Raw genomic sequence first — 4,159 nt, 5'->3', positions numbered from 1 at the left:
GCCCTGCGGCACGTCGGCCGGCGGCGATAGTTCGGCCCGGGGCTGTGCGCTGCGCCGGGTCGCGCGTCCGTCCCCGAATCCGCCGACGCAGCCGCCCAGCGCCAAGGCACTGAGGGCAACGGTCAGGGCGGTGACTCGCACGAGACGGTTCCGCCCACACTTCGGACGCGCCATGGCGGTCTCCTTCGGGCAGGTTCGAACAACCTGACCGAGCATTTTTCAAATGTAAACGCGCCGGTGCCGACTTGCCCCCGGACTCGACGCGCAGCCGCGACGCGGGGCCGGCACTGTGGCAAGATCACCCGCGATGAACCGTCGATTCGATGCCCCGGGGCCAGCGATCTCAACCAAACCGACTTCCACACCCCCGTCCCAGAGGCCCGGTGCGGACCGCCCGCGAAACACCACGTTCACGGCCTTTGGCCTGGCCAGCGAGACCGAGCCGTTGGCGCCGGGCCTGCACATCGTGGCGACGCCGATCGGCAACCTGCGCGACATCACCATCCGGGCGCTCGCGACCCTGGCGGCGGCCGACGCCGTGCTGGCCGAGGATACCCGGGTGACCCGGACGCTCTTGGCGCATTACGGGATCACGACCCCGTTGCTGGCCTATCACGAGCATTCGAACGAGGCTGTCCGCGACCGGATGGTGGCCCGGCTCCGGGCCGGCGAGGCCCTGGCCCTGGTCTCGGATGCCGGGACGCCGCTCGTGTCGGACCCCGGCTACAAGCTCGTCCAGGCGGCGATCGAGGCCGGGGTCGCGATCACGCCCGTGCCTGGGCCCTCCGCGGTCATGACTGCGCTGGTGGCCGCGGGCCTGCCCACCGACCGGTTCTTCTTCGAGGGGTTCCTGCCCCAGAAGGCCGGGGCCCGGCGCAACCGCCTCGAAGCCCTGATCCAGGTCCCGGGCACGCTGGTGCTGTTCGAGTCGCCGCATCGCCTGCCGGAGATGCTGGCCGACGCCGCGTCCGTGCTCGGCGCCGACCGTCCTGCCGCGGTGACCCGGGAACTGACCAAGTTCTACGAGACGATCCGCCGGGACACGCTCGGCTCGCTGAGCGAGCGGTTCGGGCAGGAGGGCGCGCCGAAGGGCGAGATCGTCGTCATCATCGGCGCCGCGACGGCGCCGGAGCGTACGGCCGAGGGGGACGCCGCCCTGGACGGGCTGATCCGCACCGCCCTCGAACGGCACTCGATCAAGGATGCGGCGAGCCTCGTCGCGGACGAGACCGGGCAGCCGCGCCGTGCCATCTACACCCGGGCCCTGGCGCTGGCCCGGGACAGCCAGGGTTGAGCCGTGCCGGACCGCATCCTGCAGCGCCGCGCCGCCTACCTGCGCGGGCACCGGGCCGAATGGCTGGCGATGGCGGCGTTGCTGGCCAAAGGCTACTGGCCGATCGGCCGACGGGTGAGCTTCGCCGGGGGCGAGATCGACCTGATCGTTCGCCGTCCGCGCACCATCGTGTTCGTGGAGGTCAAGGCGCGATCGCGGCTGGACGATGCCCGAACGGCGATCGACGCCGCGAAGCGTCGGCGCTTTTCCCGTGCGGTGCGTGCGTGGGTCGGCCGCAATCCCTGGTGCGCCGGCATGACGCTTCGGGCCGACGCCGTTTTCGTCGGCGACGGCGCATGGCCGGCGCATGTGCCGGGCGTCTTCACCATCGAGGGCTTGTAACGAGGCCGGTCTTTCGGATCGCGTCAACGGGCGCCGGAAGGCGGCAGCCCCGTGGCGGGACGATGTGGACTGTCAGCCGCGGGCGGCCCGGATCGCGCTGATCAGCGTCCGCTTGAGGTCGGCCTGACTGAAGGGCTTCTGCACGACGGGCCGGTCGCGGAACGGCTCCCGGATTCCGGCGCCGCCGTAGCCCGTGGAGAATACGAGCGGCAGGTCGCGCTGCACGATCGCTTCCGCGACCGGGTAGATCGGTTCGCCGGCCACGTTCACGTCGAGGATCGCGATCTCGAACGTTTCCTGGGCGGCCATCTCGAGGGCGGTCGACAGGCGTGCAGCGGGCCCGACGACGGCGCAGCCGAAGTCGAGCAGCATGTCCTCGAGCAGCATCGAGATCGCCGCCTCGTCTTCGACGACGAGGACGCGGACGCCGTTCAGGACTTCATCGTTGGGGTCAGCAGTCACGCCGGGCCGTCTTCCCTTCGAACGCCCCCGTCACCGGGGATCTTGCCGTGCGGTTGGTATCGCCTCGCGAACCGCAGCAGCAGCGCTTGGAAGCGCCGGGGCGGCGCGCCGGACGGTCCGCGAGACCACCTGTGGCGTCGCCCGGAATACCGGACGTGTCAAGCGTTCGCGGCCCGTTCCGGCATCAATGGTGGTCGCGATGTTAACTCACGATACATTTTTGCCGCCCCGTCGACTTAGAAGGCCGCGAGAGACCGTTTGCGGGTCCCGTCAATCGTCCTTGAACGACACCTTCGCGCCCCGGGAGACATGTGCCGCGAGGTCGCGGGCGTTCCAGTTCGTGAGGCGGATGCAGCCGTGGGACTCGGTCTTCCCGACCTTCTCGGGCTCGGGCGTCCCGTGGATGCCGTAGCTCGGGATCGCGAGGTCGATCCAGACCAGGCCGACCGGATTGTTCGGGCCCGGCTTGATCGAGAACTTGCGGTTCGTCTTCACGCCCTTGAACGCGTATTTCGGATTGTAGGTGTAGTCCGGATCGAACGCGACGCCCTTGACCTTGGTCTCACCGCTGGGCGCCGGCTTCTCGGAACTGCCGATGGAGGCCGGGTAGAAGGCCAGGAGCTTGCCGTCCGCCCCGAAGGCGCGCACGTCGCGGCTCGTCTTGTCGACCTCGATCCGGTCGACCTTGGGCTCGTGCGGCAGGTCCTTCGCCTTCGGCTTGTCGGTGCCCATGGGATCGACGGCCGCCACCGTGATCGACGTGCCGGCCTTGTCGAGCGGCTTGTCCGGATTGAGCGCGCTGACGAGGTCGCGACTCATGTGGAAGCGCTCGGCCAGCATCTCCCGCGGGTTGGTGTAGCCGAGTTCCTTGAGGTCGGCCTGCGCCTCCATCTTCGGCGGGATCGTCTCGGTATAGGGACCGGAGGCGTCCGCGTCGGTGACCGCGTAGTCGGACACCACCGGCTTGTCGCTCGAGGCCTGGAGCTTGTCCCAGAGTTCGGGCGTCAGGTCCTGGCTCGCGGGCAGGCCCTGCGCCACCGCGAAGGCCGAGAGGGCGTGCTCGTAGTTCTCGCCCTTCAGGCCGTCGATGGCGCCCGGATAGAACCGGGCCCGGTCCAGAAGCACCTGCGCCTTCACGATCAGCGGGTCGGGCTTGGCATCGGATTTCTTGCCGGCCCGCGCCTTCTTGTCGGCCTTCGTGGCTTTGGCCGATGTCTCGTCCGGCTTCCCGGCATCGGGCGCCTTGAAGGTCGCGCCGTTGATCGCCTCCGCGGTCAGGGCGGGCGCCTTGTCGGAGGGAGCGGCGTGACCCGGCGCGGCGACGCCGATTGCCAGCAGAGCCGCGCAAACCGGCAACGAAGGTCTCCGCATCATCGACGTCATAGTCTCCGGGAGCGGGCGCGCTCCGGTCGCACAAGCTTCGAGGGTGCGGGAACGTTCCGCACCGAACCGACTCCGCCCCATCACTCGCACAGCCGATGTCCGGCGGTGCGCTCGCGCTCGTCGAAATGGAAGTGGTTGGCGTGGGCCGCGTTGGTGCCGGGGCCCAGAACGGTGCGGAAGAACCCGCAGGCCTTCCCGCGGACGGAGGTCAGGAATTCCGCCTCCTCGGACCCCGCCGGCATCGCCTTGACCGGGATGCTCGCGCGACCCGCGAAGGCGAAGCCCATCACGTCCACGGCGGCCGCGAAGGCGTGATCGCTGAGCTTGGCGTCGACATCGTGGTTCTGTCCCCGGCAGACATAGGTGCCGCCGAGTTCGAGGCCGGTGAGCGGATGCTTGAGCGTGCGCTCGGCCGCGACCTGAACCTCCGTCGCCCAGCGCGCGAAGGACTCGGCGACCTGGCAGGTCAGCGTCGCGCCCCCCGGCAACGCGATGCCGTCGGCGAGCTTGGTCACCTTCAGGGGCAGCGGCGCGGTGCATTGGCCCTCGGCGATGGGCGGCAGCGGTTCGAACTCCACGCCGAGGCGCTTGAGCCGCACCCGGCAGGCGGTGTCGTCCGGCGGCGCGACCTTGAGGGCC

Annotated in this window: 5 protein-coding genes; 2 read left to right on the top strand and 3 right to left on the bottom strand. The window is 69.9% G+C overall.

Features of this window, described 5'->3' with window-relative positions; all coding sequences use genetic code 11:
• Positions 1 to 307: 307 nt before the first annotated feature.
• Complete coding sequence (gene rsmI / locus FV228_RS21990) at positions 308 to 1,294, top strand: 16S rRNA (cytidine(1402)-2'-O)-methyltransferase (RefSeq protein ID WP_147856552.1); 987 nt, start codon at positions 308 to 310, stop codon at positions 1,292 to 1,294.
• Between the two features lie 3 nt (positions 1,295 to 1,297).
• Positions 1,298 to 1,675 (top strand): YraN family protein, encoded by a 378-nt coding sequence (locus FV228_RS21985; RefSeq protein ID WP_147856551.1) that lies wholly within the window; start codon positions 1,298 to 1,300, stop codon positions 1,673 to 1,675.
• A 72-nt stretch (positions 1,676 to 1,747) separates the two neighbouring features.
• Here the strand turns inward: FV228_RS21985 and FV228_RS21980 are convergent, their stop codons facing one another.
• The 3 genes from FV228_RS21980 to FV228_RS21970 all read right to left on the bottom strand — a co-directional run.
• Positions 1,748 to 2,137 (bottom strand): response regulator, encoded by a 390-nt coding sequence (locus FV228_RS21980; protein WP_147856550.1) that lies wholly within the window; start codon positions 2,135 to 2,137, stop codon positions 1,748 to 1,750.
• A gap of 270 nt (positions 2,138 to 2,407) precedes the next feature.
• Positions 2,408 to 3,511 (bottom strand): L,D-transpeptidase, encoded by a 1,104-nt coding sequence (locus tag FV228_RS21975; RefSeq protein ID WP_187277862.1) that lies wholly within the window; start codon positions 3,509 to 3,511, stop codon positions 2,408 to 2,410.
• Positions 3,512 to 3,600: 89 nt separating this feature from the next.
• Positions 3,601 to 4,159: extensin family protein (locus tag FV228_RS21970; RefSeq protein WP_147856549.1), on the bottom strand; the 559-nt coding region annotated here is incomplete at its 5' end.

It is taken from the genome of Methylobacterium sp. WL18, from assembly GCF_008040015.1.
Taxonomy (GTDB): Bacteria; Pseudomonadota; Alphaproteobacteria; order Rhizobiales; family Beijerinckiaceae; genus Methylobacterium; species Methylobacterium mesophilicum.
Note: the sequence above shows the minus strand (reverse complement) of the source record. Positions and strands in the feature narration are given on the sequence as shown.